15 protein-coding genes are annotated in these 15,685 nt (G+C 67.3%); 12 read left to right on the top strand and 3 right to left on the bottom strand.

From position 1 onward, the window contains the following. Positions 1 to 8 precede the first annotated feature (8 nt). Together Q0263_RS09470 and Q0263_RS09465 are read right to left on the bottom strand one after the other, a co-directional pair. Positions 9 to 578 carry an anti-virulence regulator CigR family protein gene (locus Q0263_RS09470; RefSeq protein WP_298015524.1) on the bottom strand — a complete coding sequence of 190 codons (570 nt, stop codon included), beginning with the start codon at positions 576 to 578 and terminating at the stop codon, positions 9 to 11. 88 nt (positions 579 to 666) lie between these two features. Beyond that, positions 667 to 1,920 (bottom strand): Zn-dependent hydrolase, encoded by a 1,254-nt coding sequence (locus Q0263_RS09465; RefSeq protein WP_298015523.1) that lies wholly within the window; start codon positions 1,918 to 1,920, stop codon positions 667 to 669. A 377-nt stretch (positions 1,921 to 2,297) separates the two neighbouring features. Here Q0263_RS09465 and Q0263_RS09460 point away from each other — a divergent pair, with 377 nt between their 5' ends. The 8 genes from Q0263_RS09460 to Q0263_RS09425 are packed head-to-tail and all read left to right on the top strand — an operon-like array spanning position 2,298 to position 11,933. Continuing rightward, positions 2,298 to 3,884 (top strand): ABC transporter substrate-binding protein, encoded by a 1,587-nt coding sequence (locus Q0263_RS09460; protein WP_298015522.1) that lies wholly within the window; start codon positions 2,298 to 2,300, stop codon positions 3,882 to 3,884. Positions 3,885 to 3,903: 19 nt separating this feature from the next. After that, positions 3,904 to 4,869, top strand: coding sequence for an ABC transporter permease (locus Q0263_RS09455; protein WP_298015521.1), 966 nt, complete (start codon positions 3,904 to 3,906; stop codon positions 4,867 to 4,869). Then, positions 4,866 to 5,756, top strand: a complete 891-nt coding sequence (locus Q0263_RS09450) for an ABC transporter permease (RefSeq protein ID WP_298015520.1) — start codon at positions 4,866 to 4,868, stop codon at positions 5,754 to 5,756. The genes Q0263_RS09455 and Q0263_RS09450 overlap by 4 nt, the downstream gene beginning before the upstream one ends. Further along, positions 5,753 to 6,766, top strand: a complete 1,014-nt coding sequence (locus tag Q0263_RS09445; protein WP_298015519.1) for an ABC transporter ATP-binding protein — start codon at positions 5,753 to 5,755, stop codon at positions 6,764 to 6,766. Before Q0263_RS09450 ends, Q0263_RS09445 begins: the two co-directional genes overlap by 4 nt. Further along, positions 6,763 to 7,821: an oligopeptide/dipeptide ABC transporter ATP-binding protein gene (locus Q0263_RS09440; protein ID WP_298015518.1), complete on the top strand. Its 1,059-nt coding sequence runs from the start codon at positions 6,763 to 6,765 to the stop codon at positions 7,819 to 7,821. Before Q0263_RS09445 ends, Q0263_RS09440 begins: the two co-directional genes overlap by 4 nt. Continuing rightward, entirely contained in the window at positions 7,818 to 9,479 is a 1,662-nt protein-coding gene (locus tag Q0263_RS09435) for an amidohydrolase (RefSeq protein ID WP_298015517.1), read from the top strand. Before Q0263_RS09440 ends, Q0263_RS09435 begins: the two co-directional genes overlap by 4 nt. Before the next feature lies 1 nt (position 9,480). Then, the gene (locus tag Q0263_RS09430) at positions 9,481 to 10,464 is read left to right on the top strand and encodes a CobW family GTP-binding protein (protein WP_298015516.1); all 984 of its coding nucleotides are present in this window, start codon (positions 9,481 to 9,483) and stop codon (positions 10,462 to 10,464) included. Then, positions 10,461 to 11,933, top strand: a complete 1,473-nt coding sequence (locus Q0263_RS09425; RefSeq protein WP_298015515.1) for an amidohydrolase family protein — start codon at positions 10,461 to 10,463, stop codon at positions 11,931 to 11,933. Before Q0263_RS09430 ends, Q0263_RS09425 begins: the two co-directional genes overlap by 4 nt. A 29-nt stretch (positions 11,934 to 11,962) precedes the next feature. On the opposite strand, the gene Q0263_RS09420 is transcribed toward Q0263_RS09425, so the two are convergent. Then, a complete protein-coding gene (locus tag Q0263_RS09420; RefSeq protein ID WP_298015514.1) occupies positions 11,963 to 13,261 on the bottom strand; it encodes an MFS transporter in 1,299 nt (432 codons plus the stop codon). A gap of 75 nt (positions 13,262 to 13,336) precedes the next feature. On the opposite strand from Q0263_RS09420, the gene Q0263_RS09415 reads away from it, so the two are divergent. The 4 genes from Q0263_RS09415 to Q0263_RS09400 all read left to right on the top strand — a co-directional run bounded on the left by Q0263_RS09415 (position 13,337) and on the right by Q0263_RS09400 (position 15,683). Continuing rightward, on the top strand, positions 13,337 to 13,975 hold the full coding sequence (locus Q0263_RS09415) for a TetR/AcrR family transcriptional regulator (protein WP_298015513.1): 639 nt from the start codon (positions 13,337 to 13,339) through the stop codon (positions 13,973 to 13,975). A gap of 48 nt (positions 13,976 to 14,023) precedes the next feature. After that, positions 14,024 to 14,383 (top strand): arsenate reductase (glutaredoxin), encoded by a 360-nt coding sequence (arsC, locus tag Q0263_RS09410; protein ID WP_298015512.1) that lies wholly within the window; start codon positions 14,024 to 14,026, stop codon positions 14,381 to 14,383. 72 nt (positions 14,384 to 14,455) lie between these two features. Then, the gene (locus Q0263_RS09405; protein WP_298015511.1) at positions 14,456 to 14,836 is read left to right on the top strand and encodes a VOC family protein; all 381 of its coding nucleotides are present in this window, start codon (positions 14,456 to 14,458) and stop codon (positions 14,834 to 14,836) included. Between the two features lie 163 nt (positions 14,837 to 14,999). Further along, entirely contained in the window at positions 15,000 to 15,683 is a 684-nt protein-coding gene (locus Q0263_RS09400; RefSeq protein WP_298015510.1) for a transglutaminase-like cysteine peptidase, read from the top strand. Positions 15,684 to 15,685: the final 2 nt, after the last annotated feature.

Raw genomic sequence — 15,685 nt, 5'->3', positions numbered from 1 at the left:
CGCGGGATTCAGTCGAACACGTCGTACAGGATGTCCGCCACCACGGCGGTGCCGATGGCGATCAGGACCAGGTCGGTTCCCGCCACGCGCCATTCGTAGCCGTCGTATCGGGGCAGGCGGCCCAATAGCGGTCCCGGCGCGATCTTCTTGGCGATGCCCGGAGGCAGGGGCTTGCCCCTCGCCAGGTTCTTGCGGATGCCGGGCGGCAGCGAGGAATACCCGCCCAGGCCGTAATCGCTTGCGTATCGGCGTGCCACGGACGCCGTGATCCCCGCATAGACGAGGCCGGCGTAGGAATCGCCGCCGCGCAGGCGGCCGTGATCGTCCCGGTGGTCGTCGAAGTACTCGCGATTCCGGCCGTGCGCATCATAGGAAGCCCGCCGGTCGTCGTGTCCGGCCTTGCCGGAATTCCCTTTGCCCGACTTGCCGTCGGAATTGCCCTGTCCTTTGTTCCCCTTGCCGTGGGGGTTGCCGCCGCCATGGCCTTGCCCCTTGCCCTCGGGCGGGGCGGCCCGGGCTCCGGAAGTCAGTGCGATGCCTGCGGCCAGCGCCGCGGCCAGTAGGGTTCTTCTTTTCATTCCGGTCATCCTCGCGTCAGATGCTTGGGGAAAGTATATGGCATCCCGCCCAGCCGGCCCATCGTCCGATGCGTCCAGTGCCCGATCGCTATCGGGACGGCGTGACGGGATCGGAGACGCGCGCATAGGCCAGGACGGCTTCGGCGAGTACCTGGCAGCCCGCGGCCAGATCGCCGGATTCCGCGCTTTCGAGCTCGTTGTGACTGACGCCCCCCGCGCAGGGCACGAACACCATGCCGGTCGGCACGATGCGCGACAGGGCCACCGCATCGTGCGCGGCGCCGCTGATGATCTCCATGCTCGGATAGCCGTTGCGTTCGGCCGCCTGGCGGATGGCGGCGATGCAGGCGGGATCGAAGGGCGCGGCCGGCTGCTCCAGCACCTTGGCCAGGTTCAGATCCAGGTGATTGAGCTTGACGGCTTCGTCCGCCGCCGCGCGGAATTCCAGTTCCATGGCTGCCCGGACGGCGTCGTCGGGGTGGCGGATCTCGGCCGTCAGGTAGACGGAGTCCGGGATGACGTTGGGGCTGTTGGGCGACACCAGAATCCGGCCCGCGGTCGCGCAGCCCGGCGGATGCGCGCGGCCGATGCGGTCCAGGGCGCCGATGATCGCGGCGGCGCCCACCAGGGCGTCGCTGCGCATGTCCATGGGTGTCGTGCCCGCATGGCTGGCGCGCCCTGTGAGCGTCATCTGGAACCAGCACTGGCCTTGGCCGCCCGACACGACCCCGATGGTTTTCCGCTCGGCCTCCAGGAGGGGGCCCTGTTCGATGTGCGCCTCGAAATAGGCCGCGGGCCGGCTGCCGGAGTCGGCCATGCCCTGTGCGCCGATGCGCGCCAGCGCTTCGGCCACGCTGACGCCTTCCGTGTCCCGGACGGCCAGGGCTTCGTCCAGGCCCATCAAGCCGGCGTAGACCTGCGAACCCATCATCGAGGGGGCGAAGCGGGCGCCTTCCTCGTTGGTCCATGCGACGACCTCGATGGGACGCTCCGTCTCGATGCCGGCCGCATGCAGCGCGCGCAGCACTTCCAGGCCCGCCATGACGCCGTAGGCGCCGTCGAACTTGCCGCCGGTGGGCTGGCTGTCGAGGTGGCTGCCCATCATGATCGCGGGCTGGCTGTCGTTCCGCCCGGGGCGGCGCGCGATGAGGTTGCCGATGGGATCGGTGCGCAGGACGCAGCCGGCTTCCCGGCACCAGGCCGAGAACAGGGCGCGCGCTTGTCCGTCCAGTTCGGTCAGGGCCTGCCGGTTCACGCCGCCTGCCGGGGTCGCCCCGATGCGCGCCAGTTCCATCAGGCTGTTCCACAGTCTGTCTTCGTCGATCCGTATCGCCGTGCCCATCGCTTCGCTCCTCGTGGTCCGTTCGCCCGTTCGTTTGTTCGTCAACAGGGCTGATCGGCCAGACACTAGCGGACCGGGCCGGGATGGAACAGAGCCACACGCGGATTGGCGATGGAGCCAGCCGTGTTTCCCCAGCCGGAAAGCGGCGTGATTCGCTGCGCAGGTTATCCCTATCATGGTTATCCCTGGGGGAGCCTGGCGCCCCTCTGAAAAGGAGGCTCTTCGTCCTGGCGGCGCTGATCTGGCCCCATGGAAACCTGGGATTTGGCTCTATGAGGCCAAACCGAATCCATTGATGATTGGCTCGATCATTCCTGATCTGAATCAAAACAGAAGGCCCTTCGAAGACGCCTCAATCTGATTTCTGGAGACACGACATGAGCACGCTGAAACTGGCCAGGAGGATGGTCGCCGCCGCTGCCGTCGCGGCCTTGTTCGCCACCGGGGCCATCGCGGCCGAACAGCCCAAGCAGGGCGGCACGCTGGTCATCGGCCAGTACCAGGCGCCTCGGCACCTGAACGGCGCGGTGCAGTCCGGCCTGGCCACGGGATTGCCCAGCACCCAATTGTTCGCCAGCCTGCTGCGCTACGACGATCAGTGGAACCCCCAGCCCTACCTGGCGACGTCCTGGGAATGGTCGGCCGACGGCAAGGCGCTGACGGTGAAGCTGCGCCCCGACGCCTTCTTCCACGACGGGCAGCCCATCACGTCCGAGGACGTGGCCTTTTCCCTGATGGCCATCAAGGCCAACCACCCCTTCCAGACGATGTTCAGCGCCGTGGAGGCCGTGGACACGCCCGACCCGCATACGGCCGTCATCCGGCTGTCGCGCCCGCATCCGGCGCTGCTGATCGCGCTGTCGCCGGCGCTCGCGCCCATCATGCCCAAGCACATCTACGGCGATGGCCAGGACCTGAAATCGCACCCGCGCAATTCCCAGAACGTGGTGGGCTCCGGGCCTTTCAAGTTCAAGGAGTTCGTGCCGGGCAAGGAAGTGGTGCTGGAACGCTTCGACAAGTATTTCCTGAAGGGCAAGCCTCATCTGGACAAACTGGTCTACCAGATCAACCCGGATTCGACGACGTTGCTGATCGGGCTGGAGCGCGGCGACATCCAGATGCTGCCGTTCATGACCGACCCCACTCAGCTGCGCCGGGCGGCCAAGGACAAGAACATCGTCTCGCTGGAGAAAGGCTACGAAGGCGTGGGCGCCTTGAGCTGGCTGGCCATCAATACCGCGCGCAAGCCGTTCGACGACGTGCGCGTGCGCCAGGCCATCGCTTATGCGCTGGACAAGAACTTCATCACCAAGGTGCTCACGGCGGGCTTCGCCAAGCCTTCCGACGGGCCGATCGTCAATTCCAGCCCGTATGCCACCAAGGATCTGACGATCTACAAGGTGGACCTCAAGAAGTCCGAACAATTGCTGGACGAGGCGGGCTTGAAGCGCGGCGCCGGCGGCGAGCGCTTCAAGATGACGATCGACTACATGCCCGGCATGGAATCGCTGAGCAAGAACGTGGCCGAGTATGCCCGGGCGCAGTTGAAGAAAGTGGGCGTCACCGTGGAACTGCGCGCTTCCGCCGACCTGCCGTCCTGGACCAAGCTCATTGCCAACCACGATTTCGACATGACGACGGACAACGTCTGGAACTGGGGCGACCCGGTGATCGGCGTGCACCGCACCTACCTGTCGTCCAACATCCGGCCCATCATCTGGACGAACACGCAGTCGTATTCCAACAAGCGGGTGGATGAGCTGCTGGAACAGGCTGCCGTGGAAATGGACGTGGAGAAACGCAAGGCGCTGTACGCGGAGTTCGAACAGATCGTCACCCACGACGTTCCCTTGATCTTCCTGGCTCAGATGCCGTTCCACACCCTGGTGTCCGACAAGGTGGGCAATCCCCCGGCCAGCATCTGGGGGCCGCTGTCGCCTCTGGATGATGTCTATCTGAAGTAATCAGCCGCGGACGGTCGAGATGCTGCGCTATATCCTGAAACGGCTGGCCTATGCGGCAGCCCTGCTGCTGGCGGTCATCACGCTGAATTTCCTGCTGATCCACATTTCGCCCGGAGATCCCGTGGAGACGATCGCGGGGTCGATGGGCGGCATGAGCGAGGACCTCCGTGCCCAGCTGCGCGAGCAGTTCGGTCTGGACAAGCCCTTTATCGTGCAGCTGGGCATCTATCTGGGTCGAGTCGTCCAGGGCGACCTGGGGCAGTCGTATTTTTTCAATGCGCCCGTCGCATCGCTGATCTGGGAGCGGGTTCCGGCCACGCTGCTGCTGGTCGTCGTCTCCGTCCTGGCGGCTTTTCTCGTCGGTACGCTCCTGGGGGCGCTGGCCGCCAGGAAGCCCAACGGTCCGCTCTCTCAGGTGGTCACGTTCCTGTCCCTGGTGGGCTATTCGGCGCCGGTCTTCTGGACCGGCATCGTCCTCATCATTCTGTTCGCCTCCATCTTCCCGATTTTCCCGGTATCCGACATGCGCACGGCGGGGATGGATAACGGAGGGCTGGCCGGCGTCCTGGACGTGCTGCATCACCTGGTGCTGCCGGCCTTCGCGCTGGCGTTCATCTATGTGGCGCAGTACAGCCGTCTGGCGCGCGCCAGCATGATGGAGTCGCTGGCTGCGGACTACATCAGGACGGCGCGCGCCAAAGGCCTGTCCGAAACCATCGTGCTGTACAAGCATGCCCTGCGCAATGCCGTGCTGCCCGTGGTGACCATGCTGGGCCTGCAGTTCGGCAATGTCCTGGCGGGCGCCATCCTGGTCGAGACGGTCTTCAACTGGCCCGGCCTGGGCCGGCTGGCCTTTGATTCCGTGCTGCGGCGGGACTATCCCACCATGCTGGGCATCCTGCTGTTCGCTTCCCTGCTGGTGGTGGTCATGAACCAGCTCACCGACCTGGCTTACCGCCTCATCGATCCGAGGATCAAAGCATGACGCACTCCACCCTCGCGGCGCCGGCGGCGCCCATCGCAAAGCCGCCCAGCCCCTGGCGCGAGGCGCTGCGGGTGTTCTGCCGGAACCCGTCCTCCATCTTCGGGCTCGTGCTCTTGCTGGCGATCGTGGCCGTGGCGGTGTTCGGTCCCATGCTGATGGACGTGGACCCGTTCGACCTGGTGGCGCCGCCGATGGATCCGCCCGGCTCCGAATTCGCCATCCTGGGCAGCGACTACCTGGGCCGCGATGTCCTGACCGGCCTGATCTTCGGCGGACGGGCCACGCTGCTGGTGGGGATCGTGGCCGCCTTTCTGTCGGTGTTCATCGGTGTCGTCATCGGCGCCCTGGCGGGGTATTACGGCGGCTGGGTGGACGAAGTCCTGATGCGGATCACCGAGTTCTTCCAGGTGCTGCCGGCGCTACTGTTCGCCATGGTGCTCGTCACCCTGTTCTCGCCGACCTTGTGGACCAGCGCCATCGCCATCGGCGTCGTCAGCTGGACCAGCACGGCGCGCCTGGCCCGCGGGGAATTCCTGCGCTTGAAGCAGCTGGACTACGTGCTGGCCGAGCGCGTGATCGGCGCCGGTAGCGGCCGCATCATCTGGAAAGTCATCCTGCCCAATGCCGTGGCGCCGCTCATCGTGTCGGCCACGCTGGCGGTGGGGACGGCCATCCTGTTCGAGGCCGGCCTCTCGTTCCTGGGGCTGGGCGACCCCAACATGATGAGCTGGGGACTGATGATCGGCAGCAGCCGGCCCTATATTCTGGACGCATGGTGGGCGGTGACGCTGCCCGGCGTGGCTATTTTCCTGACGGTCCTGGCGGTCAGCCTGATCGGCGACGGCCTGAACGATGCGTTTAATCCGAGATTGCGGGAGCGGGCATGAGCGGCATGGATCGCACGACTGAAACGCAGGAGCCCTTGCTCAAGGTGAGTCGCCTGAGCGTGGAGTTCGCGGGACGCAAAGGCGTCGCCCCGGTGCTGAACGACGTCAGTTTCGAGGTGCTCGCCGGGGAGACCGTCTGTCTGGTGGGCGAATCGGGTTGCGGCAAGAGCATGACGGCGCTCGCCATCATGCGCCTGATCCCCGATCCGGGCCGCATCAATACGGGGGCCATTGAACTGAGGGGCGCCGACCTGGCTCGCTACAGCGTGCCGGAAATGCGGCGGATCCGGGGCAACAAGATCTCCATGATTTTCCAGGAGCCCATGACGGCCCTGAACCCCGTCTACACGGTGGGCGACCAGATTTCGGAACCCCTGCGCCTGCACCAGGGCCTGAGCAAGGAAGACGCCCGCAAGCGCGCGATCGATATCCTGCGTTCCGTCGAGATCCCGGCGCCTGAGCGCCGTGTGGACGAGTACCCTCACCAGATGTCCGGCGGCATGCGCCAGCGCGTCATGATCGCCATGGCGCTGGCCTGCGATCCGGACGTGCTGATCGCCGACGAACCGACCACGGCGCTGGACGTGACCGTGCAGGCCCAGATATTCGACCTGCTGCGAGAGCAGCAGCAACGCCGCGGCACCGCCATCGTCATGATCACGCACGACATGGGCGCGGTGTCGGAGATGTCCGACCGCGTGGTCGTGATGTATGGCGGCCGCGTCGTCGAGGAGGGCCTGACTGCGGAGATACTGAAGCAGCCGCGGCATCCCTATACCTCCGGCCTGATCGCCTGTCTGCCGGAACTGGACCCCGCGCCCACCGAGGATCGGCCCGATCTGCCCGAGATCCCGGGCGTGGTGCCATCGGTCTGGCAGCGCGGCGTGGGTTGTCCCTTCGCGGATCGCTGCGCCAGCGTCATGCCCAGGTGCCGGCAGGAATTCCCGCCGGCCTTCCAGACCGGCCCCACGCAGAAAGTCTCTTGTTGGCTGTATGAGGAGCGCTCATGAACGGGACTCAATCCGCCGGACCGCTGCTGTCGGTCCGCGACCTGAAGGTCCATTACCACGTGAAGCGCGCCGGGTGGAACTCGGAGCCCGTGGTGGTGCATGCGGTCGACGGGGTGTCGTTCGACGTGCTGCGCGGCCGGACCCTGGCGATCGTCGGGGAATCGGGGTCGGGCAAGACCTCCACGGCCTTGTCCGTCATGCGCCTGGCGCCGGTCACTCAGGGCTCCATCCATTTCAACGGAGTGGACATCACCTCGATGGAAGGCGAGGCGCTGCGTCAGCAGCGCAGGCAGCTGCAGCTGGTGTTCCAGGATCCGTATTCTTCGCTCAATCCGCGCCAGCGCGCCGGCGATATCGTGCGCATGCCCCTGATTCTCATGGGCATCGGGACTCCCGCCGAACAGCGGGACAAAGTGGGCGAGCTGTTCCGGCTCGTGGGCCTGCGCGAGGAGCAGCGGATGCTGTTTCCGCACCAGTTCTCGGGCGGCCAGCGGCAGCGCCTGAACGTGGCGCGCGCGCTGGCGTCGGACCCGCAGCTCATCGTGTGCGACGAGCCGGTGTCGGCGCTGGACATCGCCATTCGCGCCCAGATCCTGAACCTGTTGCGGCGGATCCAGCGCGAGCGGGGCCAGTCCTTCCTGTTCATCAGCCACGACATGGCGGTGGTGGAGCACATCTGCGACGACATTGCGGTGATGTATCTCGGGCAGGTGGTGGAGCAGGCTTCGCGCGAAGCGTTCTTCTCGCGGCCCTTGCATCCGTATAGCGTCGCCCTCATGTCGGCGGTGCCGACGGTGGGAGGCGGCCGGGAAAAAGCCGCCAATCGGATCAAGCTCCAGGGCGATCCCCCCAGCCCGATCAATCCGCCTGCGGGTTGCCGCTTCGCCGGGCGCTGCCCGGCGGCCCAGGACATTTGCAGGCGGGATGCGCCGCCGTTGCGCGAGGTCCTGCCGGGACACAAGGTCGCCTGCCATCTCGTCACGGCGCAGAACGGCGGGGTGACGGCGCCCCTGGACGGGCGCCAGGCGGCGGGCGCGATGGAGCGGATGGCATGAGCCAACCCGTGAAATCACCGATCACCGTGTTCAGCGCCAGGCGGATCCTGACCATGAATCCCGCGCAACCCTTCGCGACGCACGTGGCCGTCAGAGAAGGGCGCATCCTGGCGGTGGGCAGCCAGGAAGAAGCGCAGGCCTGGGGGCCCGTGCGGCACGACGACCGCTATGCCGACCGGATCCTGATGCCGGGTCTGGTCGAAGGGCATTCCCATCTTTTCGAAGGCGTGGTCTGGCGCTACGTCTACGTGGGGTACTACGACCGGCGCGGCCCGGACGGCACCTTGTGGGAAGGCCTGAAGACTTTCGAGGGTGTCGTGCGACGCCTGTCCGAGGCCCAGCGCAAGCTGAAGCCGGACGAACATCTGGTGGGCTGGGGGTTCGATCCCATCTATTTCGGCGCCCAGCGCATGACGGTGCGGCATCTGGATCAGGTCTCGACCGAGCGTGCGGTGATCGTCATCCATGCCAGCATCCACCTGATGAACGTCAACAGCCGGGCGTTGGCGCTGGCCGGCATCGACCGCGACACCGATATCGAAGGAATCTCGCGTTTCGACGACGGCGAGCCCAACGGCGAGTTGCTGGAGTTCGCCGCCATGTTCCCCGTGACGCGCATGCTGGGCAATCCGCTGGCGACGCTGAGCCAGAGCGAGGCCTGCCTGGACATGTTCGGCAAGGTCTCGCAATACGCCGGCGTGACCACGGCCGCCGATCTGCTCAACGACCTGGACGAAGACGGCGTGCGCGAGCTGGCCCGGGTCACCGCGCGGGAAGATTTTCCGGTGCGCATCGTGCCGGCCGCCTCGGGCATGCTGTTCGGTCGCGACGTGGAGGCCTGCCTGCGCAAGCTGGAGTCGCTGAAAAAACTGAATCACGACAAGCTGCACCTGGGCCTGGTCAAGCTGGTGGTCGACGGGTCGATCCAGGGCTTCACCGCGCGCCTGCGCTGGCCTGGCTACTACAACGGGGCGCCCAACGGCATCTGGGTCATGCCGCCCGCCGATCTGATTCCCGTGGTCGAGGCCTATCACCGCGCCGGCATCCAGCTGCACATCCACACCAATGGCGACGAGGCGACGCAGGTCGCGCTCGACGCCGTCGAGCGGGCGCAGCAGATCCATCCGCGCTTCGATCATCGCCACACGCTGCAGCACTGCCAGATGGCGGACGCGGCCCAGTTCCGCCGGATGGCCAGGCTCGGCCTGTGCGCGAACCTGTTTGCGAACCACATCTTCTACTGGGGCGATGCCCACTATGAGATGACGATGGGCCCGGACCGGGCCAAGCGCATCGACGCCTGCGCGACGGCGCAGCGCCTGGGGGTGCCGTTCGCCATGCACTCGGATGCGCCCATCACGCCCATCGGCCCTCTGTTCACCGCCTGGTGCGCGGTGAACCGGCGCACCGCCTCCGGCCGGGTGCTGGGCGAGGGCGAGCGCATCGGCGTCGCGGATGCGCTGCGCGCCATCACGCTGGGCGCCGCCTACACGCTGAGCCTGGATGATCGCATCGGCTCCATCGAGGTCGGCAAGTACGCGGATTTCTGCGTGCTGGACCGCGATCCGCTGACGCAGCGCCCCGAAGACCTCAAGGACGTGGCGGTGGTCGGCACGGTGCTGGGCGGCCGGCCCCTGGACCTGCCTGCCGTTTGCTGAAATGGACGCGGCGCGGCGCATACCGCTCACGGTGCTGGGCGGCTTCCTGGGGGCGGGCAAGACGACGCTGCTCAACCACCTGCTGCACAATGCGGCCGGCCGGCGGGTCGCGGTGCTGGTCAACGACTTCGGCCCCATCAATGTCGATGCGCGCCTGATCGCGCAGCATGGCGGCGACACCATCAGCCTGAGCAACGGCTGCATCTGCTGCTCCATGGGCTCTGGGCTGGATGCGGCCCTGATTCGCGTGCTGAGCCAGGACCCGCCTCCCGAGTGGATCGTCATCGAAGCCAGCGGCGTTTCGGATCCGGGCCGTATCGCGCAGGTCGGGATGTCCGACCCGATGCTGCAACTGGAAGGCACCGTCGTCCTGGTGGACGCGGAGCAGATCCTGGTTCAAGCGGACGACCCCCTGATAGCCGATACCGTCGGGCGGCAGATGGCGTCGGCCGATCTGCTCGTCCTGAACAAGCTTGATCTGCTGCCGGACGACGGCGTGGCGAGGCTGCGGGCCGAACTGGCGCGGCGCTTCGGGGCTGCGCCCATGATCGAGGCGACACACGGCCAAGTGGCTCTTCAGGCCCTGATGGGCCTGACGGGGGCGCCGGGTGACGGGGGCGGGCGCGATCACGACCATGGGGCGGATCACGCCGATCCCGATCATCCCTTCGAGAGCGGCGTGTGGAGGGGAGAGGGCGTCTTGTCCGCGGACCGCCTGGTCCGGGCGCTCAAGCAGCTGCCCCGCGCCGTCATCCGGATCAAGGGCTGGGTCGTGACGGACCGCCATGGTCCGGCCGTCGTGCATTTCGCCGGTCGGCGAGTGCGTTTCCAGGCCATGGCGGGCATGCCGCCCGACGCGGCCGGGGAGACGCCCAACCGGCTGGTCTACATCGGCCTGCGCGGCGAACCGTTGGACGCCATCGTCCGCGCGGCGCTGGACGCGCCGGCTCTTCACTCCACGACAGGAGTTCCCGACTCGTCATGACGCTCGATACCTTGGCGCTGGGCCGGCGCCCCGAAGGCCCCACCCTGTTGCAGGCGCAATGGGTCATGGGGCATGTGGATGGCGCGCACGTGCTGTACCGCGATGGACAGCTGGTGTTCGACGGCGCGCGGATCGTGTATGCGGGCCATCGCTATTCCGGCGCGGTCGCCCGGCGCATCGATCTCGGGCCGGCCCTGGTGGGGCCGGGCTTCGTCGATCTCGATGCGCTGTCGGATCTGGATACGACCGTGCTCGCCTACGACAATCAGCCGGCCTGGAAAAAGGGCCGGGTCTGGCCGGAGACCTACGTCGCACGCGGTCCCTACGAGATGTACACCCCCCAGGAACTGGCGTTCCAGAAGCGCTATGCCTTCGCGCAGCTGCTGCGCAACGGCATCACCACGGCGGCGCCCGTCGCCTCCTTGTTCTACCGGGCCTGGGGCGAGACGGTGGAGGAGTTCGCCGACGCGGCCGACATCGCCGCCGAACTGGGCTTGCGCGTCTACCTGGGTCCCGCCTATCGCTCAGGAGGCATGGTGGTGAAGCAGGATGGCGCCATCGAGCCGCGCTTCGACGAGTCGCGCGGCCTGGAGGGGCTGAAGGCCGCCCTGGCTTTCCAGGAACGCTACGAGGGCAGTCATGGCGGCCTGGTGCGCGCCCTGCTGGCGCCCGACCGAGTGGAAACCTGCACCGCCGATCTGTTGCGGGCCACGATGCGGGCCGCGCGGGAGCGTGGCCTGCCGGTTCGGCTGCACATGGCCCAGGGGGCCATGGAAGTGGACACGGTGCGCGCCCTGCACGGCATGGGCGCGCCAGGCTGGCTGCACAGCCTCGGCCTGCTGTCCGACAGGCTCATCGCGCCCCACGCCACCCATGCCACGCCCGAGGATCTGGCGCTCTACGGAGATCATGGCGTGAGCATCGTCCACTGCCCGCTGGTGTCCGCGCGCGGCGGCAGTGTGCTGCGTTCGTTCCGCCGCTGTCGGGACATGGGCATCAATGTGGCCATGGGCACCGATACCGCTCCGCCCGACATGCTGGCGAACCTGGCGGCCGGCATGATGCTGTGCCGTGTGGTGGAGGGCCGCGCCGATGCCTGCCGCGCGGAGGAATTCTACGATGCGGCCACCCTCGGCGGCGCCAGGGCGCTGGGCCGCGACGACATCGGGCGCCTGGCCGCCGGCTGCAAGGCCGATATCGTGGTGTTCGACCTGGCCAGCGTGCGCACCGGGCCCGCCATCGACCCGGTTCAGACCCTCATGATCGGGGGGCATGGCTCCCTGGTCAAGGCCGTGTTTGTCGACGGCCGCTTGTCGGCCCGGGACGGCCAGGTGGCCGGCTTCGATGCGGAGCGTGCTCAGGCCCGGGCTCAGGCCCAGTTCGACGGACTCGTCCGGAAGTACCCCGAGCGCACTCATGGACATCCCCCCGTGAGCGAGATCTTTTCCGGCAGCTACCGCGAGTGCTGACGGGACGCGCAAGCTGACCAGGCACCGCCTCAGGCCATCGCCAGTTCGCCCGTCGCGGGCCGCCGCTTGATCATCAGCGCGATCACGGCGGCGATGAGGCCGGTGGCGCCCGAGAGCACGAAGGCCAGCAGATAGCTGCCGGAAATTTCGCGGACGAAGCCGCCCATCCAGGCTGCCGTGGCGGCGCCGATCTGGTGGCCGGCGACGATCCAGCCGAACACGACCGGGGCGTCGCGGTCGCCGAAGATGTCGGTGGCCAGCCGCAGCGTGGGCGGCACGGTGGCGATCCAGTCCAGGCCGTAGAACACGGCGAAGATGGACAGGCTGTAGAGCGAGAAGTCGGTGTAGGGCAGCATCATCAGCGAGATGCCGCGCAGTCCGTAGTAGACGAAGAGCAGCTTGCGCGGGTCGTAGCGGTCGGTCAGCCAGCCCGACGCCGTGGTGCCGACGAGGTCGAACACGCCCATCAGGGCGAGCAGGCCCGCGGCCTGGACGGCGGCGATGCCGTGATCGCCGCACATGGCGATGAGGTGCGTGCCCACCAGCCCGTTGGTGGTGAAGCCGCAGACCCAGAAGGTGGCGAACAGGAACCAGAAGGCGCGGGTGCGGCTGGCGCGCTTGAGCGCGCCGAAGGTGGCGGCGATCAGGCCGGGGCGCGGCGCGGCGGGCGCGGGCGGGTTGGCGGGGTCGCTGCCGTAGGGCAGCAGGCCCACGTCGGCCGGAAGGCCGGGCACCAGCAGCCAGACCAGGGGCGCCATCGCCATCATGGCGGCGGCCACGACCCAGACCGCGCGCGTCCAGTCGCCGGAGGAGGCCAGGGCGGCCAGCAGGGGCAGGAAGACCAGGTTGCCGGTGGCGGTGCTGGCGGTCAGGATCCCCATGGCCAGGCCGCGATGCTTGTGGAACCAGCGATTGGCGATGGTCGCGCCCAGCACCGTGGCCACGGCGCCCGAACCGATGCCCGAGAAAATGCCCCACAGGGCGAGGAGATGCCAGGTCTGGGTCATGTAGGCGCTGGCGGCGGAGGAGGCCGCCATGACGAACAGCGCCCCCAGCAGCACGCGGCGCAGGCCGAAATGATCCATGGCGGCGGCGGCGAAGGGCCCCACCATGCCATAGAAGAAAATGCCGATGGCCGCCGCCAGCGAGATGGTGGCCCGGCTCCAGCCGAAGGCCTGCTGCAGCGGGTCCAGCAGCACGCTGGGCGTGGCGCGCAGGCCGGCCGAGAACAGCAGGCAGAAGAAGATGACGCCGACCACGACGAAGGCGTAGCGCTGGCCCAGGCGGGAAACGAGGGGGGAATTCGCGGGACGTGCGGGAGATGACATGGTATGTTACTGACCGGTACGTTCAGGAGAACGGCCTATAATACGTACCGGTCAGTAACGTCGTCAAGCGAAATCATGAAAAAGACATCGCAAGCCAGCGCGCCGCCGGATGACCGGACGCCTGCGCCGAAGGCCGGGTCGCCGCGCGCGGCCGACCGCATCCGCAGCAGCGCGCGGGATCTGTTCTACCACCAGGGAATCCGGGCGGTGGGGGTGGACGCCATCGTGGCCGAAGCGGGCGTGACCAAGCCCAGCCTCTACCGCAGCTTCGCCTCGAAGGACGAGCTGGCCGCCGCCTACCTGCAGGATTACGAGCTCGAGTTCTGGCGCCGCTTCGACGCGGCGGCCGAGGCCCATCCGGGGGATCCGCGCGCGCAGATCCTGGCCTATTTCACCGGCCTGGCCGAGCGCACGGGCCTGCCGGGGTACCGGGGCTGCGGCCTGACCAACGCCTGCATCGAGTACCCGGCGCCCGACCATCCCGCCCGGCAGGTGTCGGTGGCCAATAAACGGAAAGTGCGCGAACGCCTGGCCGACCTGGCGCGCCGGATGGGCGCCCGCGACCCCGAGGCGCTGGGCGACGGCCTGCAGCTGCTGCTGGAGGGCGCCTATGTGTCCAGCCAGATCCTCGGCGCGGACGGCCCGGTGCGGCACCTGGCGGACGCCGCGGCGCATCTGATCGACGCCAGCCTGAAGCAGGCTCCGGGTCGTTGATCGGCCGGGCGCAGGACGACATTTCAACTTTGCATCGAAGGGCATCCCATGAGTTCAATCATCATCTATCACAATCCTGCCTGCGGCACGTCGCGCAAGGCGCTGGAATTGATTCGCCAGAGCGGCGCGGAACCGACCGTCATCGAATACCTGAAGACGCCGCCCGACCGTGAAACCCTGCGGGGCCTGATCGCCGCCATGGGCGTGCTCGTGCGCGACGTCCTGCGGCAGAAGGGTTCGCCGTACGATGAACTGGGGCTGTCGGATCCGAAGTGGACCGACGAGCAGCTGATCGATTTCATGCTCCAGCACCCGATCCTCATCAATCGTCCCATCGTGGTCACGCCCCTGGGCGCCCGCCTGTGCCGGCCTTCCGAGACGGTCCTGGACATTCTTCCCCGGCGCTGACGGGGTTTCGGGGCCGCGCGGGCGCCTCGGGGCCCGGCGGCGCCGATCGGAACACGACAAGGAATCAAGAACATGATCGACCATCTCGACCACCTGGTCCTGACCACGACCGACGAGCAGGCTTGCGTGGACTTCTACGTCGGGCTGCTGGGCATGACGCTGGAAACCTTCGGACAGGGCCGCAAGGCGTTCAAGTTCGGCGAACAGAAGATCAACCTGCACGTCAAGGGCCGCGAGTTCGAACCCAAGGCGCACCTGCCGGTGCCGGGGGCGCTGGACTTGTGCTTCATCGCGTCCGGTCCGCTGGACGAGGTCATCGCGACCCTGCAGGCCAAAGGCGCCGACATCATCGAAGGCCCGGTGCGCCGCACCGGCGCGAATTTTCCGATCCGGTCCATCTATCTGCGCGACCCCGATCTGAACCTGATCGAAATATCGGAACGCTGCGAGTAAGGCGGCCTGCTTCCGACGCGTGCGCCGTCGGCGCCTGGGGCGGCCTGTCTTTCCCGCCAATAGGCGTTGCCGGTTCGCGCCATTACTATCGTCTTTTCCGTGGAACAAGCGTCCTTTTCCCAGTCCTCTTCCTGTGGGTTGGGTTTTGTATCAAAATCCATGAATGCGTGATCGTCGGCAGGCTTCTGCCAGGGTGCGGGGCCTGCTGCAGGGGCTGACTGCCTTGGTCTGGGGACTGGCTCTGGCCTGGGGGTCGGCGCCAGCCCTGACGTTCGACCCGATGCAGCTGGCGGCCTATGCCCGCCAGCACTATGGCGCCAAGGCCGAACGGGCGGTGCAGGCCTGGCAGGCCATGCTGGATCGGGCGGCGGGGGGCGACGAACAGGAAAAATTGCGGCAGGTCAATGCGTTCTGGAACCAGGCCCTGATCGGCGGGGAAGACATCACCATCTGGGGCAAGACCGACTACTGGGCCACGCCGCTGGAATCCTTGGCGAAGGGGGCGGGGGATTGTGAAGACTATGTCATTGGCAAATATTTTTCCCTGCTGCGCCTGGGAGTGTCGCCCGACAAACTGCGGCTGGTCTACGTGCGCGCCCAGGTCGGCAGCCAGAGCATCGCGCACATGGTGCTCGGCTACTACCCCGCGCCGCAGGCCGAACCCCTGGTGCTCGACAGCCTGGTCGACCGCATCCAGCCCGCGCACCTGCGTCCCGACCTGACGCCGGTGTTCAGCTTCAATGCCGAGGGGATCTATGTGCCCGGCGGCGGCCGGCGATCGGTCGATCAGATCGGGCGCTGGCGCGACCTGCTCGGCAAGATGCGGGCCGAAGGCTTTCAACCCTGATT

The organism is uncultured Castellaniella sp. (assembly GCF_937988725.1).
Lineage (GTDB): Bacteria > Pseudomonadota > Gammaproteobacteria > Burkholderiales > Burkholderiaceae_B > Castellaniella.
Note: the sequence above shows the minus strand (reverse complement) of the source record. Positions and strands in the feature narration are given on the sequence as shown.